Raw genomic sequence first — 25849 nt, 5'->3', positions numbered from 1 at the left:
TCGAAAAGGGCCTCGAACTCCTGGTCCGTCATTTCCATTCAGTAAGCCCTCAAGCAGCCGGGTTGGTTGGTTTGCCTATTAACTGTAGCGGCGTCTAAAAGGGTCATGGCTGCGTCACTCTTGAGGCCGCCAGACTATCGTCGTACAACGAGCAAAACTCATCCGCGGCCCTACAGGCGAGCGACGCGATGAATGACGACAGTCTCGAAGCTTCCGTATCGCCGTAGACAGCGAAATAGTCCGCTGCGGGGAAGGCAGTTTTCGTCTTCAGTACTTGTAGCGATCCCGACCGAAGCTCGTTTTGGATGAGGATGGGAGGGACGACTGCGATGCCGATCCCGGCAACAACCATGCTGATGGTCGTAGCCAGGGAGTTCGAATAGTGCATCAGCGTTTCGCCGGAATTGGTATCGGCAAAATACTCTACCGTCCGTCTGTGATTGATGGTCCCGAATTCGTAGGAGATTATTGGATATTCCGAGAGTTCGCGCTTTCCAAGGGGCTCGGTAGTGTCGATTTCGATCTTGGCCGGGTTGGCTACCCAGAACATACCGAATTTGCACAGGCTCACCGAAGTCCGGCTGCGGTTGCTGGGCGTTTCCGTACCGAAGACGATATCAAGCTTTTTCTCATCGAGTTTCGTCAATATCGTCGAATTGCTGTCCGTGGTTAAGGACACCGTTATCTGCGGAAAACTCTCTCGCAACGTCTTGAACACGAGCGGAAAGATCGTCATCGCCACTCCCGGAACCAGGCCTATCCGAACGACGCCTGCGATCGACCCCGGTCGTTTCAGTGCACCGATGAGCGACGAGTAGTCGTCGACGATCTTCTTTGACCGTTCCACGAACAGGGCTCCTTCCGCCGTCAGCTTGATATCGCGGGTGTCTCGCTCAAACAGACGAACAGCCAATTCATGCTCGATGGCCGTTATACGATTCGAGATAGCGGCGGGGCTCATGTTCAACTTATCCGCGGTGGCGCGGAAACTTCTCAATTCCGCGAGCCAGATGGCCGTCTCAAGAAATCGGATATTCATGGCGATTCCATTTAGACCCGACCCAGGCCAGGCCACTGCTTTCCGACTTCTATCGGAGAACCCCGCCGACCCGAAAGTGAATACGGCATCGCTGTTCTGGCGGTCACGCGCAGGAGCTGATCTTTGCACTGGCACCGGAAAGGTCGCCCAATAGCGCGCCTTGCCTTATCTGTTCCTCGCGCGCCCCTCCGACCTGTTGCCTTCGCAATGCCTCCCGTGCAACGTCCCGGACATCGCCCGGTGGCAGAGCAAGCACGCCACTTTCATCGGCGAGTATCGCGTCTCCGGGCAATACGGGAACACCGCCACAGGAAACCGGCACGTTGAAGCCGCCGCCAAGAGCATAAAGACGTGTCGTGATAGGGGACAGTCCCCGACACCACATCGGAAAGTCGGAACCCTCGATCTCGGCAATGTCGGTGCATGGTCCATCGACGATCCCGGCCACTGCCCCAGCAGCCTTCGCAGCGACCGTGACAGCGCCCCCCCAGCACGCGTGGCGATTATCACCCAGCCGATCGACAACCAGTATGTCGCCCGGCCGCAATTTTCCGATGCAATGATGCAACAACGTCGAGTCCGGACCGGGTATGGCTAGCGTGACTGCCGTGCCGACGACCCGTTTTCCACGCAAAAGCCCCTGAATACCCCGATCCATGAATCCGAAAACGCGCCAATGACCGACAGTGGCCGTTTCCACTCCGCTCAACAATTCAAGGTCGTCCCTAGCAATTTGCTCGGGCATTCCCCTCACAATGAATTTGTCCATCGTCAGCCCCAGACATTCAGACGATGACTATTCATCGGGATAAGATCTTTGACGCGCTTGATCTGGTTTACGTCGATCCGGGCCGTGACATGCCCGACACCGTCAGATGCCCTTGCGACGACGTGCCCCCAAGGATCGCAGACCAGCGAATGCCCATAGGTGTAACGCGTCTCATTGCCGACGATATTGGGACCGCACTGGCCGCACGCCACGAAATAGGCCTGCGTTTCAATTGCGCGCGCGCGCGCCAAAACTTCCCAATGATCCTTGCCTGTCTGCAAGGTAAAGGCCGCCGGCAAAATGATGACATCTACCTCGTCTTTGGCAAGCTTCAGGAATAGCTCTGAAAAACGGATATCGTAGCAAATCGCGCAGCCTACTTTCAGGCCATCGACCTCGTAGATCGCCGTCTCTGACCCCGCCATGACGGTGTCGGATTCCCTGTAGGTCGTACCATCGGCGGTCGCTATGTCAAAGAGATGCATTTTTCTATAGCGTGCAACCTCTTCACCGGACCGATTGAAGACGACGGTGGTGTTGTAGATTTTCGGGGCATCCGGCGCCTTTTCCATGATCGATCCAGCGTGAACGAAAACGCTGTTGTCCGGGCGAAAGCCTTCGCCATCTGATAGGCATCGGCCTCCGGAAGAGACTGTGCAGCAGCGACCTTATCGATCGCCCTGCCCCCATAATATTCAAAATATTCAGGCAGCACGATGAGGTCCGGGCGATCCTCCGCGACAACGCCCGACATGATCGCCTGCAATGTCGACAGATTTTTCGCCCTGTCTGTCTGCGGATTCGATTGAATAAGACTGATCTTCATTGAAGGACTCCAAATTTGTTTGCTAGGCGATGATCGCTTCGGCCTTGAGCGACCGGAATGTCTCGGCAATGCCCTGACGCACTGTCATGTGCTGGGTAGCTACAACGAGCAGCGAAGCGCCTTCATCAAGCGCGAACCGGCGCTCGGCGGCAGTCCATGCCGGCATGATCCAGGTTTTTCCGGCACCGATCGCAGCCTTCGCGCACCGAACCAGGTCGCGGCGATCCTCATCATTGAATGCGTAAGCGCCCCGACCCCGAGCGAGCGCCAGATCAGACGGTCCGAGGAAGATTCCGTCGACCGTCTCCAATTCGACGATCTTTTCAATGTCGTTAAGACATTCGGCCGTTTCGACCAGCGCGTAGCACTTTGTGTTCTCGTTTTCCCTCGCGAACGCTTCGCTTGCTGGGCGTGCATACTTGAATACGCGACCACCCGCATAGGATCGTGTTCCCAGCAAAGGATATTTCGCCGCTCTCGTCACGCTCCTGGCGTGCTCTAGGTCGAGGATGTGGGGAACGATTACGCCGCCGGAGCCGAAATCAAGCGCCTGCTGTATCGCTTCGCTCGTCGGGCCCAAAACCTTGGTGATGGTCTTCAAGCCAAGGGCTCTTGAAAAGGCCAGAAACTGATCGAGAGTCGCCAGATCGAAAGTCCCGTGCTCCAACTCGAGCACGAGGGAGCTCATCCCGAGATTATGGGCAATTTCGAGATAGCTCAGATTTGGCTGCGACATCCACAGAGCAATATTGTGCACTTTGTATTCCTAACTATCTATTTAAGGTGATGGCAAAACTAACGTCCGATGGCCTTGGCCAAGCCAACAGTCCTTTCAATTACGATGACGATTGCCATTGTGGCGGAGACAAGAACAACTGAAACAGATGCGGCCATGGGGTCAGTCTGACTTTCAACATAATTATATATTTCTACCGGAAGTGTTGTTAATCGCGGGCCAGTAAGAAAGAGCGAGATAATTACTTCGTCGAAGGAAAGCAGGAACGACAGTGCGGCGCTTGCCACGAAACCAGGCAGGACGAGCGGTAATGTGATCTTGCGAAAGACGACCAGCGGAGAAGCACCAAGGGTTTTGGCCGCCTCCTCCACATAGGCTGGCAGCGTCGTGAAGGAAGTAATCATTATCCGGATGACATAGGGCGTGGTTACGATGAGATGCGCGATCACGATCCCATGATACGTACCAAGCAGATTGAGCCTGACGAAAACCAGAAGGATCGAAAGCCCGAGGACGATCGTCGGCAGGAGCAGCGGGGCCGTAAAAAGGTTCAACAAGGCATCACGGCCGGTGAACCGTTCCCGGGCCAGACAATAGGCGGCCGGAATTCCCGCGACCAGCGACAACGCTGTCACGATGGACGCAATGGCCAGGCTGACAAGAAATGCATCTGTCATCCGCTGGTGATAAAACATCGCGCCATACCACCGGATACCCCAGCTTTCAGGCGGGAAGGTCAGATATGTGTCGTTGCTGAACGATAGCGGCACGACGATCAGGATCGGTCCGAGCAGGAAGATGTACAGGAGTACGACCAGTATCCGTAGCGGCCATTTGCTGGTGCCTACCATTGAATTCCTCACGCGCCCGCTAGCTGAACCGACGGTCAAGAGCGCGAAGCGCCCACGAATATGCAAAAAGTGCTATGGCGAAAATGATCAGGACCACCACCGAGATCGTGGCCGCCTTGGGCCATTGCAACTGGATGATTGCCTGGTCGTATATTTCGGTCGCCAGAACGTAGACCCGGCCGCCGCCAAGCAGCTTCGGGGTGATGAACGAACTTACCGACAGCACGAAGCAAAGCAGGCAACCAAGCGCTATGCCGGGTAGTGCCAGCGGCAATATGATGCGCCAGAAGCGGGTGAATGCACTCGCACCCAAAGATGCTGCTGCTTCCTCATAGACAGCGCTGAGACGTCCGAAACCAGCGATGAGAGACAGGATCATATAGGGCATCATAATCTCCACGAGACCTATGATCACACCCAGAAAATTGTTCACCATGCGTAGTGGTTCGACGATCACGCCGCTATAAATGAGCGCATTGTTGATCAAGCCGCTTTGGCCAAGGATGATCATCCATCCATAGGTTCGGACCACGCTGCTGACCAGCAGCGGAGAAATGGTTATAACGAAAAGGATGTTGCGCCATGCCGGACTGATCCGAAACAAATATAGCGCGACTGGAAAGGAAAAAACGAGTGTTGTGACTGTTACAACGATGCTCATGACGAGCGAGTTCGTAATGAGATCGAGATTGAAACCGTCGGTAAAGAAGGCCGGGTAATTACCAGAAGTGTAATTTCCGGTCAGCATGCCACTCACGTCGCTTTCTTCAAACGACATCTGGATCAACCGGGCAACAGGAAGAACGAAGGCTACAAAACTGATCAGAACCATTGGTAGAAGCAAGGCGGTGAAGATCTGCCTGCGTCCGCCAGAGATCTTTCTCTGCTTTTGATTTTCCATCATGATCAGCCCCTGAAAACGACCATGTCGTCGGGCTTCCACTCGCACAGCACCTTGTCGTGGGCCGAGTAGGTGCGGTCATCGTTCGTGGTCGGCACCTCGATCAGGAATGTCGCGCCATCGATCTCGGCCTGATACTGGACAGTTTCTCCCACATAAGTAACCCGCGTGACCTTAGCCCTTGCCGTATTCGTCACATTGCTCACAAGCGACAGGTCGCGATCCGGGCTGATACTTATACGATGAGGCCTTATGGCAGCTTTGCCAGTCCCCGAGGCAAGATCGCCGGTCCTGCATTTGTACGTCATGGAGCCCATGCGGATAATATCCTGGCCGAGGATCTCGCAAGGAAGCACGTTGGTCCGACCGACGAACTCGGCCACGAAAAGCGACGAGGGACGCTCGTAGATTTCCTTTGCGGTTCCAAGCTGCGCAATCCTGCCGTTGGCCATGACCCCGACGAGGTCGCACATCGTCAGCGCCTCTGTCTGGTCGTGCGTCACAAACAGGGTAGTGATAGACAGGCGCTTCTGGATTTCTCGTATTTCGAGGCGCATTTCCTCGCGCAATTTTGCATCCAGATTGGAAAGCGGCTCATCGAGAAGAAGGATGCGCGGACGGATGACCAGCGCCCGGGCCAAAGCTACTCGCTGTTGTTGACCGCCGGACATTTCGCGCGGCTTTCGGGCCGCGTAGCCTTCTAGTCTGACCATGGCAAGCGCCTCTTCGACGCGTGCATTGGCTTCCTCGCGCTTCACCCCTCGCATGGAGAGGCCGAACGCAACATTTTCGCCCACGCTCATGTGAGGAAACAACGCATAACTCTGGAATACCAGGCCTATGTCGCGCTTGTGGGGTGGCATTTGCGCAATGTCTTCATCATTCACCAGTATCCGCCCGCTGCTGGTGCCGATGAGTCCAGCTATCATCCTGAGCGTGGTGGACTTCCCGCAACCAGAGGGTCCCAGCAGTCCGAGAAGCTTTCCCGGCGGTAGTTCTAGGGAGAGCGCATCGACGACCGGGGCGCGCCCACCATAGGTTTTGGTTACTCCGTCGAGGCAAAGGGTGACGGATCGGCTCGAGACCGGTCTGTGCTCCGACGGGCTACCGGAATAGCCCTGGCCGGACGCGCGGCTTACAACTGAGTTCATCGCGATTGCCTGCTAGAAAAATCTGCCTCGATGGAGTGCAGTATTGGATCAGCGTCCAGCTGGAAGCACGTTCCGGCGCCACGGCTCCAGCAACGTCTGGCGAATGTCGCCGATCTCGATCCAGTTCACGGGAATGAGATTGCTGCGCAGTTCCGGATTCAGCAGCGGGATACGCTTCTGCGTTGCGTCGTCCAGGACAGTCTTGGTATTGGTGGGCGCATAGTACATCAGCTTGGAAAAGCGCGCCTGAACTGTCGGATCGATGGCGTAATTGATGAAGGTTTCCACCGCGCCGTTTCTCGGACGGTTAGCCGTGGCGCTGATCACGTTGATCTGGGCCGCAGTGCCTTCAACCGGTGCAACGCCGTCGATCAGCCCGCCGGTCTTATCCGCATAGAACTGCGTCCGCGCATTCCATCCTATACCGAGATCGGCGGAGCCATTGGCGACGAGCGTATAGGTATCCGGCTTCGGCTCCCACGTCTGCACGTGAGGTGCCAGCTTGACCAATTTGTCGACACCGGCCTGAAGTGACTCCCTGTAGCCCTTTCCGCCCTCCATCTTGTCGGCAATGATCATCATCAGAATGGCCTGGATGTCACCGCCGCCTTCCGACGGGACAATGATCCTATCCTTTACCTTCTCGTGCCAAAGCGCGTCCCAGCTATTGGGCTTCTCCGGAAAAGCCTTGGTGTTATACATCAGTGTGAGTGTATCGTACGTCAGGGGCGGCCCATAGCCGCCGATTTCCCTGCCGAACTCGCCAAGATCTGCGTAATTGGAAAGCTTCGACGTATCCAACTCCCGGATAAGCCCCTCTTTCAGGAGAATATTCGCTGCGGAGATATCGAGAATGGCGGCATCCGTCTGAGGCGCATCCTTTTGAGCACGCATATTTCCCAGCATCGTCGCCGTATTCTGGACGCCGTAGTAAATCACCTTAATATCGGGATGTTCTGTCTGAAATGGCTCAACGACTGCACTTTTGAAATTATCTTCAAAAACGCCTCTATAGCCCATTACAACGATTTCTTCCGAAATGGCTGGAAAGGAATACAATATAGACGTCGAAAATGAAATCAACGAAGCCGAAACGAGTTTTGATAAACGCATGAATACTCCTCCCTTTTCTCGAGGGAGGCTATTTTGACCACCGGAATATGTCCAATGGAATATCCTGTTCGTATGTTCGAAATAATCTAACGTCAGGCTCCTTTGCCTCGCTTCCGCCAACGTGACGCAGTCCGCTAGATCACCGATCGGGGTTATCCTGATGCAGAGGTACCGCAGCGGCTGGGGGTCAGCACCGTTACACCGTTGATGAAAGAGGGAAGTGGTTGAGATTCATAAGGGCGCACTTCCGAGTTGCTACGCAACTCAGCGCGCCACCAGCTTGGAGGCTGGCGGGAGAGTTGGAAACGGTATCGAGGCAACAGGGTTGGCGATGTACCATTTAAGCATGAAGCCAGTTTCGCGGGCGAAGGGCCGCAGCGACGTCGCCTCTACGGCTATCGTACTGGTAAAAAGCTGACCAACGAGCGCGACGGGATCACGCATGATTACACGGCCAAGCAGGGCGTGGAACATGCGGAGATTGTCCTGCCCGAGGGCGTGAACGCCGATTGGGCGCAGGATCGGTCGGACTTGTGGAACGCCGCCGAGTTTACCGAGAAGCGCAAGGACGCTCGCGTTGCGCGCCTGATCAAGCCGCCGCTCCAGGTCCTCCGCCGTCACCGCCTCGCCGTTCACCCGCAAATCCCGGCCTTTGAGGAGAATCTCGTAGCTTGCACAAAGAGCGTCCGGATGATGCTTCATATGCACGATCAACCGGTCATCCTTTATCTCGACCCAATCGTAATCCCAGCCCGACCCCGAAAGATCAAAAATGACCGCCCCGGTCTTCAGATCCACCGCCATCGGCGGACAACAACAATACTCCCCCCACTTTCCGGCGGAACGCTCCTGGTAGACGATCTCGATCTCGTCCGAGAAATTCTTGCGTTTCGCTTCCACCGCGCCTCACACGCCCTTCGGCGCCGGCGGCTCTGATGGCGGCATGCGACCCCGGATCGTGCAGTTGCTGACTTTACCGTCGCCGCGCAGATCCGCCGTCCCGCCGATCTTCGCTTCGCAGTCCACCCATGAGTTCTCAATGCGGGCGCTCCCAGAAATTCGCGCCCGATGACCGACGATGCAGCCGTCGACCACGGCGCGGCCCTCGACACGAGCGTCGCCGCCGATGCGCGACAGACCGAAGACGCGCGCGTTCTCGCCCACCCAGGCGTCATGCAGCACCGTCGCCTCGCCCGTCACCTCGGCATGGTCGGCGACCCACGCCAGATCCTTCTGGCTCAGATTGCGCTCGCTCTCGACAAAGCCGCCGATCTGGTTCGCCGCCACCGCGCCAAAGGCCCGTGTCGCCCGCACGCGAAACAGCCCCGGCTTTTCCGACGGGATCAGCTTGTATTTCTTCTAGACTGTCACCCCTGCAGCGCGCGGCGCGCCGACGCGCCCGCTGTCGGCCGCGCCGCTCGTCGTTTGCGGATGCGCCCGCCGCCGCTCCTCATCAGCCGGACCGCGTTTGGCAGCCGCCGTCTCGTCGCTCTCGGCCCTTTCCCGAAACCACCGCCGCAAACCGCCCATCCAGCCCCTTTTCTGCCCCATCATTCTCGCCTTTCAAAGTCGTTCAAATATCAAGGAACGGTTATACCAACGGCTTTCGGTTTCGCCCAAATAAAACAATTGTCAAATTGCAGAGCAAACGGAGAACCTCGGCAGAATCACAAGATAGACTTGAGAAATACCAAGCCGCCGCTCGCCCGCATGCGGCGGGCCGCTGCGCGGCCGCCGCCGAGGAAGAGAGCCGTTCCGGTTTTCGTGACGGGTCTCAGAGACCGGGAGAGTGGCTCCCGGCGCCCTGTCACGGAGTTTCTTTCCTATGTCGAAGCCCTCGAAGATCAAGACCCTCGCCGTCACCCGCGAGATCCCGTTCAACCAGCTGGTGCTCAGCCAGGCCAACGTCCGCACGGTCAAGACCGGCGTGTCGATCGAGACGCTGGCCGAGGACATCGCCAACCGCGGCCTGCTGCAGAGCCTCTACGTCCGCCCGGTCATCGCCGCCGACGGCGCCGAAACCGGCCTCTACGAGGTGCCCGCCGGCGGTCGCCGCTTCCGCGCGCTTGAGATGCTGGTCAAGGCCAAGCGCGTCCCGAAAAACGTGCCGGTGCCGTGCATCATCAAGGAGACCGGCATCGCCGAGGAGGACTCGCTCGCCGAGAACACGCAGCGCGAGGCGCTGCATCCCGTCGACCAGTTCCGCGCCTTCCAGACGCTGGTCGACAAGGGCATGACCGAAGAAGACATCGCCGCGCGCTTCTTCGTCACCGCCGCCATCGTCAAGCAGCGGCTGCGCCTCGCCGCCGTCGCCCCGGCGCTGCTCGCGCTCTACGTCGCCGACGAGATGACGCTCGACCAGCTGATGGCGTTCACCGTCACCACCGACCAGGCCCGCCAGCTGCAGGTCTGGGACGCCGTGCATCAGAGCTATAACAAGCAGCCCTATTACATCCGCCGGCTGTTGACCGACACCGCTGTCCGCGGCGACGACCGCCGCGTCACCTTCGTCGGCGTCGACGCCTATGAGGCGGCCGGCGGCATCGTCACCCGCGATCTGTTCGAGGACGACGAGGGCGGCTGGCTGCAGGATCCGGCGCTGCTCGACCGCCTGGTCAACGACAAGCTGAAGGCGGAGGCGGAAACGCTCACGGCCGAAGGCTGGAAGTGGATCGCCGTCGCCATCGACTTTCCCTACGGCCATACCAACGGCATGCGTCGCCTGCGCGGCGAGACGGTCGACATGACCGCCGAGGAAGAACAGTCGCGCACCGCGCTGCAGGAGGAGTTCGACCGGCTCGAGGCCGAATACGCCGAGGCCGACGAACTGCCCGACGAGGTCGACCAGCGGCTCGGCGAGATCGAGACCATGATCGAGGCGCTCGACAACCGCCCCGTCGTCTTCGATCCCGACGACATCGCCCGCGCCGGCATCTTCGTCAGCCTCGACCGTGACGGTGACCTGCGCATCGAACGCGGCTTCGTCAAGCCGGAAGACGAACGCCCGGCAACCAACGATCCCGACGCGGCCGGCGGCCAATCCGGCGAGGCCGCGCCGGGCATGCCGCGCGCGTCGGGCGTCACCGCGATCGTGCTCGACAGCGGCCTCAATCCGCCGCCGCCGGCCGACGACGAAGACGACGAGCTGAAGCCGCTCTCCAACGCGCTGCTGACCGAGCTGTCGGCGCACCGCACGCTGTTCCTGCGCAACGCCGTCGCCGGCAACCCCGCCACCGCCTACCGCGCCGTGCTGCACGCGCTCTGCGTCGACGTCTTCTATCGCGCGTCCTCCGCCGGCACCTGCCTGCAGATCCGCGCGCTGACCTCCATGCAGCTCTCGCATGTGCCGCTGCTCAAGGACAGCACCGCCGCCCAGGAGATCGACAAACGGCATCAGGACTGGGAGGACTCGCTGCCCGAGAATCCCGCCCAGCTGTGGGCGCATCTCGGCGACCTCGACGCCGACGTGCAGGCCCGGCTCTTCGCCCACTGCGCGGCGATGACCGTCAACGTCGTCCGCGACCAGTGGAACGGCAACGCCGCCAAAACCGCCAATGGCGACACGCTGGCCCGCGAAGCGCCGCTCGACATGGCGGCGGCCGGCTGGAAGCCTACCGTCGACAACTATCTCGGCCGGGTCTCCAAGCCGCACATCCTCAACGCCGTGCGCGAAGCCTGCGGCGAGCAGTCGGTACAGCTGATCGACCACCTGAAGAAGGCCGACATGGCCCGCGAGGCTGAACGCCTGCTGGCCGACACCGGCTGGCTGCCCGAAGCCCTGCACGCGCCGGAAGCCACGCTGCTCGACGCGCCGGCCGATGACGACGAGGCGGCCGACGATCCGGCGGCCGAGGCTGACCAGGACGACGACAACGTCGTCGCGCTGCCCGCCTTCCTCAACGGCGAAGGCGACGGTGACGACGACAGCGGCGACGCAGACGGCCACGGCGCCGCAGTCGCCGCCGAATAGGTTCATTCTCCCGCGACCTCAACGGAAGCCCGGTTCACCGCCGGGCTTCCGTCCTTTTTACCGCAAGGAGCCACGCATGACCGACCCCGTCATTCACACCCCCGACGCCCGCCGCCTCACCCACTCGCCCTGGGGCGCAATCCAGCACGTCACCCAGATCGTCGACGGCATCTGGCGCATCGACACGGCCTCGCACGGCGGCCTCAAGCTGTCCGACCAGCGCCTTGCCGCCATGCCGCCCGCCTGGCGCTCGATGGCTTACAGCGGCAACGGCTGGTTCGAGGAAGATTGCGACTGGGGGCTCGTCGCCCTCGCCTTCCCCGAGGCGTTCAAGCCCGAACATGTCGCCATCGCCCGCAAGACCATCGCCAGCTGCTACCCGCATCTGACGCTGCCGACCGGAGCGTAACGCCGCCCACTTTCGACCAAGCGCCCGACCACAGGCCCGGCTCGCCACCGGGCTTGCGTCTTTTTGCAACCCTTGACGAGGAGACCCGCCGTGACCGACTCCCACGATTGGCTCGCCGAACACGCCGCCCTGACGGCGCTCGCCGAGCACCGCCGCCGCCGCAACCGCGACATGCTGATCGCCGTTCTCGCCGAGTACGGCGTCGCCACCGCCACCATCGAGTTCGACGGATCCGGCGACGAGGGCCAGATCGAGTCCGTCACCCTCTACAACGACGCCAACGAAGTCGTCGGCATGCCCGCCATCACCGTCAGCTTCACCGAAACCGCGTCCGCCACCGACGAACCCGCCACCACCGTCGAGACCCTCGACCAGGCGCTCGAACGCTTCGCCTACGACGCGCTCTGCGATTTTCACAGCGGCTGGCAGGACAATGACGGCGGCTACGGCACGGTGACGCTCTGCGTCGCCGCCAAGACGGCGACCCTCGACTTCAACGGGCGCTACACCGCCTCCGACGGCTACATCCACGACCTCTGAAGGAGATCGCCATGGCCCATCCCTACCATCACGCGCTGAGCTCGGTGAAGAAATGGGGCGGCAGCGTCGACGACTACCTGCCCCTGCATACCTGGTTCGACCAGAGCAAGGAAATCCTCGCCGACTTCCGTCACCGGGCGCTGCGCCACCACGCCGAGGGCATCTTCATGCTGGAGACCGTCTACGGTCCGACCATCACGCTGTCGACCGGCCGCGTCATCCCCACCCGCTGGATCGGCGAACAGCACGTCACCGAGGATCTCGGCCGCATCCCGAGCTTCGCCGACTGGGCCCGCGCCATCCATCCCGAACCCTGGATGGGGCGCGCCGTGCCGCTCCACACAACCGTCGATCCGCCGCCCGCAAACCAAGGATGACCGCTATGTTCAGCACCTATCTCCGGCTCGACATCACCGTCCACGACAACTGGCGCAGCGTCGTGCGCGCCGCCCGCACCAGGATCGCGCCCGAGACCCGCCGCGACCCGGCCCTGCGCGACCGCCGCAAGCACTTCTACCGCGCCATGCTCGCCCACCATGCCGACGCGCAGCACCTCGTCCACCTATGGCGGCTCTGACGCCGCCGCCAGATACCCAGCTCCCCGAAAAGGCCCCGCTCACCCCGGGGCCTTTCGGTTTTTCCAACCCAAGGAGACCCGCCATGACCGACGCCCACGACCGCCAGCTGCAGCGCTTTCTGACGTCCCTCGCGCTCTGCCGTCCCCTCAACCGCGACATCATCTTCGACGCGCTCGCCGAATGCGGCATCGACCAGGTGACCGTCGCCTTCGACGGCCACGACAACCGCACGAGCCTCAGCAGCCGCGCCCGCCGCGGCAGCATCGACCTCGTCCGCGTCCCTGACGTCACCGTCGACTTCTACGCCGTCGTTTCCGTCGCCGAATACCCCATCGCCGCCCACCGCCCGCTGGCCGACGCCATCGACGGCTTCGCCTACGACGCGCTCAGCGAGTTCCACATCGGCTGGCAGGACGGACCCGGCGCGCGCGGCACCGTCAGGCTCGATGTCCTCCAGCGCCGCGCCAGCATGACCTTCACCGCACGCCAGCCCGGCACCCACCCCGTCACCACCAACCTCTGAAAGGAAACTCCATGGCTGATTTCTTCACCCACTTCTCCTGCATCCTCGACGTCGGCAGCCCCGCCAACGTCACCCGGGCGCGCGAGCGCTACCACGCGCTCGCCGAACGCCTCGAGCGCGACGAGGCCACGCCCATCGGCTTCATGCTCGGGGTCGCGGACACCCACCCGACCACGCTGTGGATCCGCGACGACGACACCTCCGGCGAACCGCAGCACGTCATCGCCTTCGTCAGCGAGCTCGGCCCGGCTCTCGGCCTCACCGGCCGTTGGGGATTCGAGTGGGCCCACACCTGCTCGAAACCGCGCCTCGACACGTTTGGCGGCGGCGCCCACGCCCTCGACCTCGCCACCGGCGCTGAGATCGGCTGGCTCAGCACCAATGAATGGCTGACCCGCATGCTGGCCGATCCCGACAATGCAGAGGAGGCCTAAACCATGACCGACGCGCAAACCCTCGCCCTCGCGCTCCACGACTGGCGTCTCGCCGACGGCTACGACACCGACCTGACCGCCGCCGACCGCCAGCCCTGGCCGACGACGATCCGCATCCGAGCCGACCGCTTCGACGTCTCGGCCACCGCCCCCGACGGCCGCAACCGCGAAATCTGGATCGAAATCGACAAGGGCGAGCTGGTCGCCCACTGCTACGACCCCGACCACGACGAGCCGCTCAGCGTCCGCATCGGGGCCACCTCCATCGCCGTCGACGACGCCCGCGAGCCACACGCGGTTCAGCCGCCGGCGCTCCCCGTTCACGCCGCCGCCGCAGAGGAGACATGAGCCATGGCCCGCATCGTCGAAACCACCGTCTACGACTTCGCCGAACTGTCGGATCCGGCCAAGGACAAGGCCCGCACCTGGTTCCGCGAAAGCTGGGTCAACAGCTGGGACTGGTGGGACAGCGTCTATGACGATTTCGCCGAAATCTGCCGCATCCTCGGCATCACGCTGGCGGCATCCCCCGTCAGGCTGATGGGCGGCGGCCTCCGCCAGGACCCGCGCATCTATTTCCGCGGATTCTCCTCGCAGGGCGACGGCGCCTGCTACGAAGGCCACTACGCCTATGCTGCCCACGCCGGCCGCCAGATCCGTTCCTACGCCCCGCAGGACGCCAAGCTGCACGCCATCGCCGATGCGCTGCAGGCGGTTCAGCGCCGCAACTTCTACCAGCTTGCCGCGAGCTTCCGGCATCGCGGCCATTACTGCCACGCGTATTCGATGGACTTCGACGTCGAGCGCGACAGCCCGACCCGCCAGCCGATGACCGCCGACGCCGAAACCGCCGTCGTCGAAGCGCTGCGCGACCTCGCCCACTGGCTCTACCGCCAGCTTTTGACGGAGTACGAGTACCTGACCAGCGACGAGGCCGTCGACGACGGCATTGCCGCCAACTCCTACACCTTCACCGAAACCGGCCGCCACTTCGGCTGACCGCCCTGCAACAGAGGAGACCTCCGATGAAGAACAAGCTGCCCCACCTCAACGATCACCTGTTCGCCCAGCTCGAACGCCTGTGCGACGAAGACCTGACGCCCGCACAGCTCGACATCGAAGCCCGCCGCAGCAAGGCGATCGTCGCCGTCGCCGACAAGATCATCCGCAACGCGGCGCTGCGCGTCGAGGCGGCCAGGATCGCCGCCGAGTACAGCCCCGACCAGACGCTCAGCCTGCCGGTCATCGAGAACAAGCCCGTCATCGAGCACAAGCCATGAGACGCGGCCCCATCGCCTACAGCGCCGCCGAGCTCGCTTGGCTGGAAATCAACCGCACGCTGGTGATCAGCGACTACCGCCGCGCCTTCTGCGCCGCCTTCGGCCGCGACGAGGTCTCTGCCGCGCACCTCCACGCGCTGCGCAAACGCAACGGCTGGAAGGTCGGCCGCGCCCCCGGCCGCTATGTCGGCCGCGGCATGAAATACACCGGCGAAGAGCTGGCCTGGCTGCGCGACAACTGCACCTTGCCGATCGCCGACTATCACCGCGCCTTCTGCGACCGCTTCGGCCGCACCGAAACCTCGGCGGCGAAGCTCAACAGCCTGCGCAAGCGGCAAGGCTGGAAAACCGGGCGCACCGGACACTTCGAAAAGGGCGCGGTTCCAGCCAACAAGGGCAAGCCCTGCCCTGCGGGCACAGGCGGTCGTCATCCCAACGCCCGCAAAACCCAGTTCAGCAAGGGGCAGCTGCCGCACAACTATAAAGGCCCCGGCCACGAATCCGTCGACGAGGACGGCTATGTCTGGATCATCACCGACGCCACCAACCCGTGGACCGGCGCCGCGACCTGGCGCGTCCACAAGCACCGCTGGCTGTGGGAACAGGCCAACGGCCCGGTGCCCGAGGGCATGGTGCTGAAATGCCTCGACGGCAACCGGCAGAATACCGACCCCTCCAACTGGCAGGCCATCCCGCAGGGCCTGCTGCCGCGCCTCAACGGCAAGTCCGGCCGCAACTACGACCACGCCCCGGCCGAACTCAAGCCAACGATCATGGCCGTCGCAAGGCTCGAGCACGGCGCCCGCACCGCCCTCTCCAGGTCCACCAGAGACACCGATCCCGTCCTCTGACTTCCCCACGCCTCCCAACGCCTGGGACCGGAACCCCGGCATTTCGATCTGGCGGCCCGCGCTATCGAGATCGTTCAAAACACGCGCGACTCCGCGCCGCCCGGCCTTGGGCTGGCAAACAGAACGATCGAACCCAGCACGGCTGCGACGACCGAGCCCACAAGGATGCCGATCTTGATGCCGTCCTGAAGGGCAGGATTGTCCGGGAAGGCCAGCAGGCCGATGAACAGGCTCATGGTGAAGCCGATGCCGCAGAGCAGCGCCACTCCCAGCAGGTGCAGCGGCGCGGCGTTCACAGGCGCATCGGCCCAGCCGAGCTTCACGGTCGCAAGCGCCGTGCCGTAGACGCCCACCACCTTGCCGACGACCAGTCCGCCGGCAACCCCAAGCGTCAAGCTGTCCGTCAAGGACGCGGCGTTCACGCCGGCGAGTGACACGCCGGCATTGGCGAACCCGAAAATTGGGATGATGACGAACGGCACGACCTTTGCCAACGCATGCTCGAGGCGATGGAGCGGCGAGTCCACCGTGCGTTCGCTGCTGCCGCCTTTCGGGCGGACGATCGGAATGGTCAGGGCAAGCGCCACACCGGCGACGGTCGCGTGCACGCCCGACAGCAGCACCAGAAGCCAGAGGCCGGCGCCCAGCAGCAGATAGGGCAGCAGCAGCTTCACCCCCGTGCGGTTGAGCGCGAACAGCGCGGCCAGTACGGCTGCCGCGCCCCCCAACGCCCACAGCTGCAGGTCGCCCGTGTAGAAAATCGCGATGATGACCACCGCGCCGAGGTCGTCGATGATAGCGAGCGCCGTCAGGAACACCTTCATCGAGACCGGCACCCGGTTGCCGAACAGCGAGAGCACGCCGAGCGCGAAGGCGATGTCGGTTGCGGTCGGCACAGCCCAGCCGCGGATCACCTCGCCATTGCTCCAGTTCAGCGCGGCGAAGATCAGCCCGGGAACGGCCATGCCGCCGGCCGCGCAGATGCCAGGAAGGATGCGCCGCGGCCAGGTCGAAAGCTGGCCGTCGACGAACTCGCGCTTGATCTCCAGCCCGACGAGCAGGAAGAACACCGCCATCAGCCCGTCATTGATCCAGTGGCTGACGTTCAGCGGTCCGACATCGAGTTTCAGACCGGCGAAGTAGGTCTCCGCCATCGGCGAGTTCGCCACCACAAGGGCAAGCGCGGCTGCGGCCATGAGGATGATGCCGCCAGACGACTCGCTGTCGATGAAGCGGCGGAACACGGTTGCACGAGCGTGCGGATTATGAGCCATCGGGCGCCTCGAACAAGTCTAGCCGCTGGCGGCCCGACCAGCGCTATCACCTGCCCATTGCACAAGAGACGCAAGGACACCCGGCGGGATTTTGCATCATCGCGAGACGAACCGCAATGCTCCACCGCCCTGACCGAACCGCTGCAACGCTATCGCAGACGAGCGCGTATGCCGCACGGGCGGGATGTCGCCTATGCGATCAAGCCCGACGTCATGCAAACCCTCGCCGCCGCCTGCGAGCGCAAGACCGGCGAGAAGACGACGCAGGCCACCGCCCACCTGCACCGCGACGGCATCCCCTGTCCTTCGCGCCGCCGCACTTATCTGCGCCCGCCGGCTCCTCTCAAAATACCCGAACACGCAATAGATCTCTCTCGATGACGTCCGCGCAATGGCACCAGACAAATGCGTCGCCGATGGACGGTCACAGGTGCCGATTCACATCCATGCGTTGATGCAGAATGCGGACGATCCCCAGGCCTGACACGGTTTTTCGATAATAGATGAAATGCGAGCCCACGGCTTGTTTGAAGTAGCCCTCGCGAACATCGACGGCGCGCCCCGTTCTTGTCCCCGCGGCCAATTCCCTGACCGCGGTCATGATGGCTTCGTGATACGTGTCGGCCTGTTCCGGCGACCAGTTCTTCATCGTGTACAGCCAGATTTCTTCCAGGTCGCCGATGGCGCGTGGCGAAAGCCTGTAGGCGCCGGTCTTATCCGACATGCTTTTCGTGCATCCGTTTCAGGAAGGCGTCGCTGTCGAATGGCAGCGCCGGGCCGGATTGCTCGCCCTCGATCAGCGCAGCGCGGAGCGCCTCGACCTTGGTCTCGTGTTCCTCCAGCAGCCTCAGCGCGGCCCTCACCACGTCGCTGGCCGAAGCATAGCGCCCGGCCCGAAGCTGGTCATCGATGAAGCCGGCAAAATGCTCGCCGAGCGAAACGGAAGTGTTCCTTGGCATCGCTTGTCTCCTTTTCTCCAGTGTACCAAACTTTGGTACTCGTTGCCAGGTTGCTCGGCCATACGACGAAACCACCACGCACCTCGACGGCTTCCCGATGTCGTTCGCACCGCCCCGCTGGTTTCCCGGCTCCCCTCCCCAGAAATTCGCCAACACAAGGTTCTGCTCCCATAAGCTGGGGACACGGTCTTTCGCCTGCGCGCGTTCTTTGCAATCCGCACAAAAACCAATTATCTGAAGGTATTGCCATCAAGAGATTGCCATGATCGACAACAACACCCAGCAACTCCTCGAACTGACGGCCGACGTTACCTCGGCCTATGTTTCCAACAACCCCGTGCCGGCCTCGGAACTGGCCGCCCTCATCGCCCAGGTCCACCTGTCCATGTCGCAGCTGGCGAACCCCGGGCCGGCATCCGCGGACGAGCCTCTAAAGCCAGCCGTCAATCCAAAACGATCGGTGCACGACGACTACATTGTCTGTCTCGAGGACGGCAAACAGTTCAAGTCGCTGAAACGCCACCTGATGACCCACCACAACATGACGCCGGACCAATACCGCGCCAAATGGAACCTGCCCGCCGATTACCCGATGGTCGCCCCCGCCTATGCGGCGGCCCGCTCCGCGCTCGCCAAGAAGATGGGCCTCGGCCGCAACCGCAAGAAGGCCCCGCAGCCCGCCAAACCGGCCCGCAAGAAAACGCCCTGACCCCCGTGCCGCCCCGCGCCGCCACGCCCTGACAACCCACACGGCTTGCCCCGCCCCACAAAAGGACGGCGGCAGCCGCGTTTTGCGACGATATCAGGGGGCCGGGCCACGCGCTTTGCCGGCCACGAGCTTCAACTCCCGGCTGACCGCCGCCGCCTCTTCCATGGCTTTGGAAACGTCGACATTCACCGCGGACGCTGCGCCTTCAAAGGCTTTCCCGATCTCCATGTTGCAATCGGCCGTGTCCTCCAGCAGATCAGCAAGTGCCGTCTTCAGCGCCGATGTGACGGCCGCGCTCATATCGGATTCCGTGCCGATCTCACCGAGAACGGCTGCAGCACTCTGCTTGAACCCCACGCACGCGGCACTGGCTCGCGCCGCCTCGACCACCCTGCGATCCACCATGATCCCCGGCGGCAGCAAACCTCTCACAGTATCGCCAGCCGCGACAGCGCCCTGCAGGCAGGTCCCGATGTCGAGCACCGTGTCCAGCTTGCCGCAGCTGACGGCAATGATCTCCTTCGACGACGTCTGCGCAATGGCCGCAGACAGCGGTGCCGCCGCCAGAAAGGCTGCGCAGAGCGAAAGTTTCGACAACATTGGCATGTAGTATCCTCCAAATATTATGTAATCATATGCTGAATAGCGCAGCTTGTGGCCGAAAAGCCAGCAAATTGAGAAAGTATAGCCAAAATTGAAACTTTATTAAACTTATTGAAATAGTACGCGCTCGCGCGCCCATGCTAGCACTTGTCCATAAAACCTTAACAACGGAGCAATTATGGACAACAACACACCCGACGCCAGTGAGCTCAAACGCACCTTCGCGCTCCTGAGCTTCCTGATGACAGAAGACCAAATCGTCGAGCAAATGGTTCTCGACAAGGAGATCCCCCACGCCGCCTTTGTGCAGGCGCTGCGCAAGGATCCCGGCTACGAGGCCCGGTTTCACCTCCTGCGCGAAACATTGAGGCCGTACATTGAGACGGGCATCCAGGAGCAACTCCCGCCGCATGCCTCCCCCCTGCTCCAGAACTATCCCAAAGTCCGCGCAGCGATGATCACGCTCGGAACCATATCGGCTCTCGACGATATGGCCGAGGTCTCGGCCGTCCTTGAGGGACCGCGCAACCGCGAACAGCTGCTGCGCGACGTCACCGAACGCCTCATCGCCCACGACGGCGCCCCTTTTCGACAGGTTGGAGGCAGCCGCCAAGGCCAAGCAGGGCAAACAGCCGTCGCCGCCGGCGCCGCGTCCGTAACCCGCCGGCGTCCTGGCCGGGCCCTCCTCTGTCTTTTCCAGCTTTCGTCTCCCCCATGGACAGGGGCGCGCCCGGCCTGCGCCGGGCCGGGCTCTAGGCGCCTGCGGCGCCCCGAACCCCGCGCCGCGGGTTTCGGCCAGAGGTGACGATCCCTTCTGTAATCGGTACCTGATCGTCAAGCGCCAATCTGGCGATGTCCGCCAACGCGGAGAAGTGGTGGGAAGCGGTCGGGAAGGTTTCGGACGGCTCCGTCGAGAAAGCTGACCTCCACCGAGTGAACGAGCTTCGGCGGCAACGCGCCCCCCAATGTCGGCCATAGAGACAAACTTTGCCTCTGCCCAGAAGCAGACATCGCAAAATCGGCAAGACCGCCCAGGAAGCGGATGCGGTCGGCGACGACCCAGCGGGTCTCGCCTTCATGCATGATGGTGACATTTATGCTCATTGCCATTCTCCTTGGCTTTCCATGTCATGCCCGCGGCATTGAACCCGAGGCGACCGCGGACAAGATCGTATCGAGCGCTCAAGAGGCGGCCTCTCCGGCTTGGGCACCGTTGAGACCGCCGTAATCCTTCAGGACCTCCCAGGCGGAGCCCGAATAGAGTAGGTGCGCCAGCGCCTCGATTCTCCAGGCTTCAGCGGGCGATAGGTTGGAAAGAACGGGGGCGAGCGCGCCGGCGAAGCGTAAGCGCCGGCTGGACCATACCGGTACGCATGTCGCGCCCCGTACCGGAGTGCAATGAGGCGCGTGGCTGAAACACGTGCTTCGGTTTGCGATAAGCCGACTTGGTCTGATCGTATCCGGACGCTGACATCACTGCCAACAGCTGATTGATCGCAAGTGCCGCGACCCGCCTGTCAATTGTGTCCGACCGTCCTCGCATGATCTTGACGCCGAAAATCGGCCTTCACATATTTCCTTTGGTCACCGCCAATTGCCGGGGTGATCAACCTCAACCAGCTGAAATCGTTCAACCATTGGAGGTTTCAATGAGCGAGAGAACATTCGAAAGTCCCGTATTCGTGAGGGCCACGGAGGGCCTCATCCAGGAGATCGCCTGTCTTGAGGATGCCTGCGACTTTCTCCACGAGTGGCCCAAGCACCGCCGCGGCGTGATCTATGAAACGGCGACACGGGCGTGCCATCGCGCGTTCGATGGCCTTGTCCCGCTGAAGGCAGCGCGCGATGCGTTTGTCGGCTTTGCCCGTTCGGCGAAAATCCTCGAGGATGTCTCTGCGGCGATGCCCTGGACGGCCGGGGCGAAAACCGGCGAGATTGGCGGTGTCGCCACCTGACCGTTTCGGAGGGAGGAAGCGATGCTTTCCCAGCCTTTCGAAAAGCCTGTGCGGGTGTGGGTCGGGCTTGGCTTTCCGCGCCAGCTGAACTCCGTCGTGGATGCCTACCAGTTCGTCGTAGACTGGTGTGGAAACAGCCCGGAGCAAAGGGCGGTGATCCGCGCCTGTAAAGCAGCACTAGCCGGCGAGATCGACGCAGAGACCGCGCGCGGCATTCTCGTGCAGTTCGCCAGGAAGAAAGACATCCTAGTCGAAGACGGGATGATACCGTCCATCAGAAACACAGAGAAACCGTTGCGCGTCTAATCAACAAGCGACCCAGGGCGGCGGCTATGCTGCCGCCGCTCCCTCTCTTACGGAACGCGCGTCCAGAACGTTGCCTCGGTGATAATGCGGTGGGCGAGTCTTTCAGTCGATCCGTTTGATCCTGCCTCTTGACAGCCAAAAGACACCGTCATGGCCGCCTTGCTTTGCAAAGTCGTCCTGTAGCTCGCCCGGCTTCCCAGACGCAGGCCGCAGTCATCGCATTTGATTTCGGTGGAGTCGGTGACACCGACGGGAATGCGCAATCGGATCGTGCCGCAACAGGGACATTCGAGTTTGTGATCCAGGTATTGCTGCATCGTTCCGGCCCTCGATTGCCCCCTTTGAAAAACAAAAAGGCATTACGCCCTCCTCGTCAGGAGCGTTGCCTTCCATCCCCGAGTGTAATCGGCGAGAACCGATCTAGTTTCATCCCGCCTTGGATGCTTGCGATACCGCAGACACATGTTGCGCCGCGAGGAACATCAGCGTCGACGCCGCGGTGCGTCGGTTCCAGCCAGCGGATTCGGCCATGTCCAGCAGGCCCGTCAGCAGCGGCTTCAAGGCGCTGCGGCACTCCGTTTCATAGGCGAGGAACTCGCTCGGCGAATGGGTCGGCGTCGGAACGGGTCCGACGCTGGTCATCTTGTTCATGGCACCCCCGGGCTATCTACGAAAAGCCCGCTCCCGACAGCGGGAGCGGGCCGTTTGTCAGGACGTCAGAAGTCCATGCCAGCGCCGGCAGGCAGCGCGGGCGCGGTTTCCTTCTTCGGCTTTTCGGCCACCATCGCCTCGGTGGTGACCAGCAGGCCAGCGACTGAAGCGGCGTCCTGCAGCGCGGTGCGCACGACCTTGGCGGGATCGATGACGCCCTGCTTGTAGAGGTCGCCATATTCGCCGGTCTGGGCGTTCCAGCCCCAGGCAAAGTCGGTCTTCTCGCGCAGCTTGCCGACGATGATCGAGCCTTCCGCGCCGGCGTTCTCGGCGATCTGCCGGGCAGGGGCCTCGATGGCGCGGCGGACGATGTCGATGCCGTAATTCTGGTCGACGTTGTCGGCCGCAAGCGTGTCGAGTGCCTTGACCGCCCTCAGCAGCGCGACGCCGCCGCCCGGCAGGATGCCTTCCTCGACCGCGGCACGGGTGGCGTGCAGCGCGTCGTCGACGCGGTCCTTCTTTTCCTTGACCTCGACCTCGGTCGCGCCGCCTACGCGGATGACGGCAACGCCGCCGGCCAGCTTAGCGAGCCGCTCCTGCAGCTTCTCGCGGTCGTAGTCGGAGTTGGTCTCCTCGATCTGGGCCTTGATCTGCGCAACACGACCCTGGATTTCTTCCTTGCGGCCGGCACCGTCGACGATGGTAGTATTCTCCTTCTCGATCACCACCTTCTTGGCGCGGCCGAGCATGTTGAGCGTGACGTTCTCCAGCTTGATGCCGAGATCCTCGCTGATCGCCGTACCGCCAGTGAGGATGGCGATGTCCTCCAGCATCGCCTTGCGGCGATCGCCGAAGCCGGGCGCCTTGACGGCGGCAACCTTGAGGCCGCCGCGCAGCTTGTTGACGACCAGCGTGGCCAGCGCTTCGCCCTCGACATCCTCGGCGATGATGAGCAGCGGCTTGCCCGACTGCACCACGGCCTCGAGCACGGGAAGCATGGCCTGGAGATTGCCGAGCTTCTTCTCGTGGATGAGCAAATAAGGCTCTTCCAGTTCGACGCGCATCTTGTCCTGGTTGGTGATGAAGTACGGGCTGAGATAGCCGCGGTCGAACTGCATGCCTTCGACGACTTCCAGCTCGGTGTCGGCGGTCTTGGCCTCCTCGACGGTGATGACGCCCTCGTTGCCGACCTTCTGCATCGCCTCGGCCAGGAAACGCCCGATCTCGGCATCGCCGTTGGCCGAGATGGTTCCGACCTGGGCGATCTCGTCGTTCTTCGTGATCTTGCGGGCATTGGCCTTCAGCTCGGCCACCACGGCGTCGACCGCCTTGTCGATGCCGCGCTTCAGGTCCATCGGGTTCATGCCGGAGGCGACGGCCTTGGCCCCTTCCCGGACGATGGCCTGGGCGAGAACGGTTGCGGTCGTGGTGCCGTCGCCGGCAAGGTCGTTGGTCTTGGAGGCGACCTCGCGCACCATTTGAGCGCCCATGTTCTCGAACTTGTCCTCAAGCTCGATCTCCTTGGCGACGGTGACGCCGTCCTTGGTGATGCGGGGCGCGCCGAACGACTTGTCGATGACGACGTTCCGGCCCTTGGGGCCAAGCGTCACCTTCACGGCATTGGCGAGAATGTCGACGCCGCGCAGCATGCGCTCGCGCGCGTCGGAATGGAACTTCACTTCCTTGGCAGCCATTGGATCACTCCTTTGATAGGCAGCTTTCGTTGACTGGTTGATAATGGGTTCGCGCCGGTCAGGCCGCTTTCTTCAGCGTCGTGGCATTTTCGATCACGCCCATCACGTCGCTTTCCTTCATGATGAGCAGGTCCTCGCCGTTCAGCTTGATTTCGGTGCCGGACCATTTGCCGAACAGGATGCGGTCGCCGGCCTTGACGTCGAGTTCCACGAGCTTGCCGGCCTCGTCGCGCGCGCCGGGGCCGACGGCAATGACCTCGCCCTCCTGCGGCTTTTCCTTGGCGGTATCGGGAATGATGATCCCGCCGGCCGTTTTTTCGTCGACCTCGATGCGGCGGACCAGGACACGGTCGTGCAATGGACGGAACGTCATATCGTTCTCCTTCAGGACAAACAGATTTTTGAGGTTCCTCCACACCGGACCGGCAATATAGGGCCGATGTGGGGCGCCGCGACCCTTATGGCATCGCGTACGCATATCGAGCTAATTTTGCGATTTTCCGGTTTCAAGAGGCCCGGCAAAATTTTTTGGCACTCGCACCGATGAAGTGCTAGAGCGATGAAAACATACGACTAATCGGATCGAGGCCCGTGCATTTCCCGCTTGAATTTTCCGCCCGGTCGAACAAGATTATCCGAACCCATGCCGCAGGCGGGGCGGTGAAACCGAAGCCTGCACAAAGGAGCTTTTTGGAAAGACGGAGGACCAAGATGGACCGACAAACGCTCTCGCCGATCATTCCTTCTCTTGTTCCCGAAACATCCGATCTCGCGCTTGACCGACTGCTGTCGCCGGCGAAGCATTTCAGGCATCCTGATGACGTGCTGAAGGACGACACGCTCGATATTCAGGAGAAGCGCGCGATCCTTTCGTCCTGGGCCTCGGATGCCTGCGCGGCGGAATCCGTTCCGGCGCTGCGCCCACCGCCGGGGGCCGGACAGCCGGTCTCCTTCGACCAGATCATGGACGCGCTATGTCGGCTCGACAAGGCGGCTGTCCCATCGCGTTCGGGTGATCGACGGCCCAGTTTCGACCGTCTGGATGCATGAAGACCCAAGGCAGAGGAGACGCATATGGTCACTGCGGTCAGCCGGGAATTCCGCCTGCAGATGGAGGGCTACGGCCTGACCACGGCCGAAATCCACTATCATCTTCCCGACCACCCGAGCCTGCTGCAACTCTATGTCTGGCAGGAATACGATCTGGCACCGCATTTTCCGGAATTGAAGGGATTCCTCGGCTACTGGAAGCGCGAACTGGAGGGCGCGCTGCACTCCGTGCGCGTCGCCCACCATCGTCTCATCGAGCCGTCGGAATGGCGCGCCGTCGACGGCGTCATTGCCATCCACTGAAGCTCATGTCGGGCCGCAGGCCGCCGATTAACGGTGCCGGGTTCGACTTGCGAGACAGTACTTTCGACGACACCAGTCCGGCCCGTCTCGCTGCCTTGAGAAACGCCTTGCGCGCGTCGCGCGCGCTGCGCCATCCGTCGAGCGCATCGCGGCAGGCGCGTTCCGCCGCGCGCCAGCTCCGTCCGCGCGCCCATTCGGGCCACTGCTGGTCCAGGCACTCCAGCGCCTCGAAACTGCTGGCGACATTGCGCGAGGCAGTGGGAAATTCGAGGGTTACAGGTTCGGGAAACCGAACGTCGTTCATCACTTTCTCCGTTTTTGACGTCTTTTGCGAGCAAGCAATCGGACAGCGTCAGCGACACGCATCTCTCGTG

The 25849-nt window shown here is 62.0% G+C and carries 35 protein-coding genes and 2 pseudogenes; 19 read left to right on the top strand and 18 right to left on the bottom strand.

The annotated features are described in order from the left end of the window. Window positions 1-103: 103 nt before the first annotated feature. From PD284_RS23920 to PD284_RS23885, 8 genes and pseudogenes are all read right to left on the bottom strand, one after another. Window positions 104-1039: a LysR family transcriptional regulator gene (locus tag PD284_RS23920; protein ID WP_274630865.1), complete on the bottom strand. Its 936-nt coding sequence runs from the start codon at window positions 1037-1039 to the stop codon at window positions 104-106. A gap of 103 nt (window positions 1040-1142) precedes the next feature. Then, window positions 1143-1808, bottom strand: coding sequence for an RraA family protein (locus PD284_RS23915; RefSeq protein WP_274630864.1), 666 nt, complete (start codon window positions 1806-1808; stop codon window positions 1143-1145). 2 nt (window positions 1809-1810) lie between these two features. Then, window positions 1811-2634 (bottom strand): annotated as a pseudogene (locus PD284_RS23910) (carbon-nitrogen hydrolase family protein). Window positions 2635-2656: 22 nt separating this feature from the next. Then, window positions 2657-3391 (bottom strand): HpcH/HpaI aldolase family protein, encoded by a 735-nt coding sequence (locus PD284_RS23905; RefSeq protein ID WP_274630863.1) that lies wholly within the window; start codon window positions 3389-3391, stop codon window positions 2657-2659. Between the two features lie 38 nt (window positions 3392-3429). Further along, window positions 3430-4221: an ABC transporter permease gene (locus PD284_RS23900; RefSeq protein WP_274630862.1), complete on the bottom strand. Its 792-nt coding sequence runs from the start codon at window positions 4219-4221 to the stop codon at window positions 3430-3432. Between the two features lie 19 nt (window positions 4222-4240). Then, the gene (locus PD284_RS23895; protein ID WP_274630861.1) at window positions 4241-5125 is read right to left on the bottom strand and encodes an ABC transporter permease; all 885 of its coding nucleotides are present in this window, start codon (window positions 5123-5125) and stop codon (window positions 4241-4243) included. A gap of 2 nt (window positions 5126-5127) precedes the next feature. After that, entirely contained in the window at window positions 5128-6273 is a 1146-nt protein-coding gene (locus PD284_RS23890; RefSeq protein ID WP_274630860.1) for an ABC transporter ATP-binding protein, read from the bottom strand. A 48-nt stretch (window positions 6274-6321) separates the two neighbouring features. Then, window positions 6322-7386: an extracellular solute-binding protein gene (locus tag PD284_RS23885; protein WP_274630859.1), complete on the bottom strand. Its 1065-nt coding sequence runs from the start codon at window positions 7384-7386 to the stop codon at window positions 6322-6324. 325 nt (window positions 7387-7711) lie between these two features. Between PD284_RS23885 and PD284_RS23880 the strand changes: the two are divergent. Then, a pseudogene (locus tag PD284_RS23880) lies at window positions 7712-7971 on the top strand (MobA/MobL family protein); the annotation flags it as partial. Between the two features lie 321 nt (window positions 7972-8292). On the opposite strand, the gene PD284_RS23875 reads toward PD284_RS23880, so the two are convergent. Further along, entirely contained in the window at window positions 8293-8673 is a 381-nt protein-coding gene (locus PD284_RS23875; RefSeq protein WP_274630858.1) for a hypothetical protein, read from the bottom strand. A 538-nt stretch (window positions 8674-9211) separates the two neighbouring features. Between PD284_RS23875 and PD284_RS23870 the strand changes: the two genes are divergently transcribed. From PD284_RS23870 to PD284_RS23820, 11 genes are all read left to right on the top strand, one after another. After that, complete coding sequence (locus PD284_RS23870; RefSeq protein ID WP_274630857.1) at window positions 9212-11356, top strand: ParB/RepB/Spo0J family partition protein; 2145 nt, start codon at window positions 9212-9214, stop codon at window positions 11354-11356. A 76-nt stretch (window positions 11357-11432) separates the two neighbouring features. After that, window positions 11433-11765, top strand: coding sequence for a DUF7007 domain-containing protein (locus PD284_RS23865; RefSeq protein ID WP_274630856.1), 333 nt, complete (start codon window positions 11433-11435; stop codon window positions 11763-11765). A 90-nt stretch (window positions 11766-11855) separates the two neighbouring features. Then, entirely contained in the window at window positions 11856-12305 is a 450-nt protein-coding gene (locus PD284_RS23860) for a DUF6878 family protein (protein WP_274630855.1), read from the top strand. Window positions 12306-12316: 11 nt separating this feature from the next. Beyond that, window positions 12317-12682: a DUF6915 family protein gene (locus tag PD284_RS23855; RefSeq protein ID WP_274630854.1), complete on the top strand. Its 366-nt coding sequence runs from the start codon at window positions 12317-12319 to the stop codon at window positions 12680-12682. 5 nt (window positions 12683-12687) lie between these two features. After that, window positions 12688-12882 (top strand): hypothetical protein, encoded by a 195-nt coding sequence (locus PD284_RS23850; protein ID WP_274630853.1) that lies wholly within the window; start codon window positions 12688-12690, stop codon window positions 12880-12882. Window positions 12883-12965: 83 nt separating this feature from the next. After that, window positions 12966-13406: a DUF6878 family protein gene (locus tag PD284_RS23845; RefSeq protein ID WP_274630852.1), complete on the top strand. Its 441-nt coding sequence runs from the start codon at window positions 12966-12968 to the stop codon at window positions 13404-13406. Window positions 13407-13417: 11 nt separating this feature from the next. Next, the gene (locus PD284_RS23840; protein ID WP_274630851.1) at window positions 13418-13840 is read left to right on the top strand and encodes a hypothetical protein; all 423 of its coding nucleotides are present in this window, start codon (window positions 13418-13420) and stop codon (window positions 13838-13840) included. A 3-nt stretch (window positions 13841-13843) separates the two neighbouring features. Continuing rightward, window positions 13844-14188: a hypothetical protein gene (locus PD284_RS23835; protein WP_274630850.1), complete on the top strand. Its 345-nt coding sequence runs from the start codon at window positions 13844-13846 to the stop codon at window positions 14186-14188. A gap of 3 nt (window positions 14189-14191) precedes the next feature. Further along, window positions 14192-14839, top strand: coding sequence for an antitoxin of toxin-antitoxin stability system (locus PD284_RS23830; RefSeq protein WP_274630849.1), 648 nt, complete (start codon window positions 14192-14194; stop codon window positions 14837-14839). A 26-nt stretch (window positions 14840-14865) separates the two neighbouring features. Beyond that, the gene (locus PD284_RS23825) at window positions 14866-15120 is read left to right on the top strand and encodes a hypothetical protein (protein WP_274630848.1); all 255 of its coding nucleotides are present in this window, start codon (window positions 14866-14868) and stop codon (window positions 15118-15120) included. After that, on the top strand, window positions 15117-15971 hold the full coding sequence (locus tag PD284_RS23820; protein WP_274630847.1) for an HNH endonuclease signature motif containing protein: 855 nt from the start codon (window positions 15117-15119) through the stop codon (window positions 15969-15971). Before PD284_RS23825 ends, PD284_RS23820 begins: the two co-directional genes overlap by 4 nt. 74 nt (window positions 15972-16045) lie before the next feature. Here the strand turns inward: PD284_RS23820 and nhaA are convergent, their stop codons facing one another. Then, window positions 16046-17245, bottom strand: a complete 1200-nt coding sequence (nhaA, locus tag PD284_RS23815; protein ID WP_274630846.1) for a Na+/H+ antiporter NhaA — start codon at window positions 17243-17245, stop codon at window positions 16046-16048. 168 nt (window positions 17246-17413) lie between these two features. On the opposite strand from nhaA, the gene PD284_RS23810 reads away from it, so the two are divergent. Then, complete coding sequence (locus PD284_RS23810) at window positions 17414-17626, top strand: hypothetical protein (RefSeq protein ID WP_274630845.1); 213 nt, start codon at window positions 17414-17416, stop codon at window positions 17624-17626. Between the two features lie 43 nt (window positions 17627-17669). Here PD284_RS23810 and PD284_RS23805 read toward each other — a convergent pair whose 3' ends face one another. Then, window positions 17670-17969: a type II toxin-antitoxin system RelE/ParE family toxin gene (locus tag PD284_RS23805; RefSeq protein ID WP_274630844.1), complete on the bottom strand. Its 300-nt coding sequence runs from the start codon at window positions 17967-17969 to the stop codon at window positions 17670-17672. Beyond that, window positions 17959-18204, bottom strand: coding sequence for a type II toxin-antitoxin system ParD family antitoxin (locus PD284_RS23800; RefSeq protein WP_274630843.1), 246 nt, complete (start codon window positions 18202-18204; stop codon window positions 17959-17961). The genes PD284_RS23805 and PD284_RS23800 overlap by 11 nt, the downstream gene beginning before the upstream one ends. A 262-nt stretch (window positions 18205-18466) precedes the next feature. Between PD284_RS23800 and PD284_RS23795 the strand changes: the two genes are divergently transcribed. Continuing rightward, window positions 18467-18913: a Ros/MucR family transcriptional regulator gene (locus tag PD284_RS23795; protein ID WP_274630842.1), complete on the top strand. Its 447-nt coding sequence runs from the start codon at window positions 18467-18469 to the stop codon at window positions 18911-18913. Between the two features lie 93 nt (window positions 18914-19006). On the opposite strand, the gene PD284_RS23790 is transcribed toward PD284_RS23795, so the two are convergent. After that, window positions 19007-19510, bottom strand: a complete 504-nt coding sequence (locus PD284_RS23790; RefSeq protein WP_274630841.1) for a hypothetical protein — start codon at window positions 19508-19510, stop codon at window positions 19007-19009. 184 nt (window positions 19511-19694) lie between these two features. Here PD284_RS23790 and PD284_RS23785 point away from each other — a divergent pair, with 184 nt between their 5' ends. Beyond that, window positions 19695-20321: a hypothetical protein gene (locus tag PD284_RS23785; protein ID WP_274630840.1), complete on the top strand. Its 627-nt coding sequence runs from the start codon at window positions 19695-19697 to the stop codon at window positions 20319-20321. Between the two features lie 29 nt (window positions 20322-20350). Here the strand turns inward: PD284_RS23785 and PD284_RS23780 are convergent, their stop codons facing one another. Continuing rightward, entirely contained in the window at window positions 20351-20620 is a 270-nt protein-coding gene (locus PD284_RS23780) for a hypothetical protein (RefSeq protein ID WP_274630839.1), read from the bottom strand. Window positions 20621-21165: 545 nt separating this feature from the next. Here PD284_RS23780 and PD284_RS23775 point away from each other — a divergent pair. Together PD284_RS23775 and PD284_RS23770 are read left to right on the top strand one after the other, a co-directional pair. Further along, complete coding sequence (locus tag PD284_RS23775; protein ID WP_274630838.1) at window positions 21166-21471, top strand: DUF982 domain-containing protein; 306 nt, start codon at window positions 21166-21168, stop codon at window positions 21469-21471. A 21-nt stretch (window positions 21472-21492) separates the two neighbouring features. Beyond that, window positions 21493-21777 carry a DUF982 domain-containing protein gene (locus tag PD284_RS23770; protein ID WP_274630837.1) on the top strand — a complete coding sequence of 95 codons (285 nt, stop codon included), beginning with the start codon at window positions 21493-21495 and terminating at the stop codon, window positions 21775-21777. 426 nt (window positions 21778-22203) lie between these two features. Here the strand turns inward: PD284_RS23770 and PD284_RS23765 are convergent, their stop codons facing one another. The 3 genes from PD284_RS23765 to PD284_RS23755 all read right to left on the bottom strand — a co-directional run bounded on the left by PD284_RS23765 (window position 22204) and on the right by PD284_RS23755 (window position 24495). Next, on the bottom strand, window positions 22204-22428 hold the full coding sequence (locus PD284_RS23765) for a hypothetical protein (protein ID WP_274630836.1): 225 nt from the start codon (window positions 22426-22428) through the stop codon (window positions 22204-22206). 65 nt (window positions 22429-22493) lie between these two features. After that, a complete protein-coding gene (gene groL / locus PD284_RS23760; RefSeq protein WP_274630835.1) occupies window positions 22494-24122 on the bottom strand; it encodes a chaperonin GroEL in 1629 nt (542 codons plus the stop codon). 58 nt (window positions 24123-24180) lie between these two features. Further along, complete coding sequence (locus tag PD284_RS23755) at window positions 24181-24495, bottom strand: co-chaperone GroES (RefSeq protein WP_274630834.1); 315 nt, start codon at window positions 24493-24495, stop codon at window positions 24181-24183. Window positions 24496-24833: 338 nt separating this feature from the next. On the opposite strand from PD284_RS23755, the gene PD284_RS23750 reads away from it, so the two are divergent. Then, entirely contained in the window at window positions 24834-25172 is a 339-nt protein-coding gene (locus PD284_RS23750; RefSeq protein WP_274630833.1) for a hypothetical protein, read from the top strand. Between the two features lie 24 nt (window positions 25173-25196). Then, window positions 25197-25475 (top strand): usg protein, encoded by a 279-nt coding sequence (locus PD284_RS23745; protein ID WP_274630832.1) that lies wholly within the window; start codon window positions 25197-25199, stop codon window positions 25473-25475. Here the strand turns inward: PD284_RS23745 and PD284_RS23740 are convergent. Continuing rightward, complete coding sequence (locus PD284_RS23740; protein ID WP_274630831.1) at window positions 25459-25779, bottom strand: DUF982 domain-containing protein; 321 nt, start codon at window positions 25777-25779, stop codon at window positions 25459-25461. The genes PD284_RS23745 and PD284_RS23740 overlap by 17 nt on opposite strands. Window positions 25780-25849 lie beyond the last annotated feature (70 nt).

Origin of the sequence: Mesorhizobium shangrilense (genome assembly GCF_028826155.1) — a bacterium.
GTDB lineage: Bacteria > Pseudomonadota > Alphaproteobacteria > Rhizobiales > Rhizobiaceae > Arvimicrobium > Arvimicrobium flavum.
Note: the sequence above shows the minus strand (reverse complement) of the source record. Positions and strands in the feature narration are given on the sequence as shown.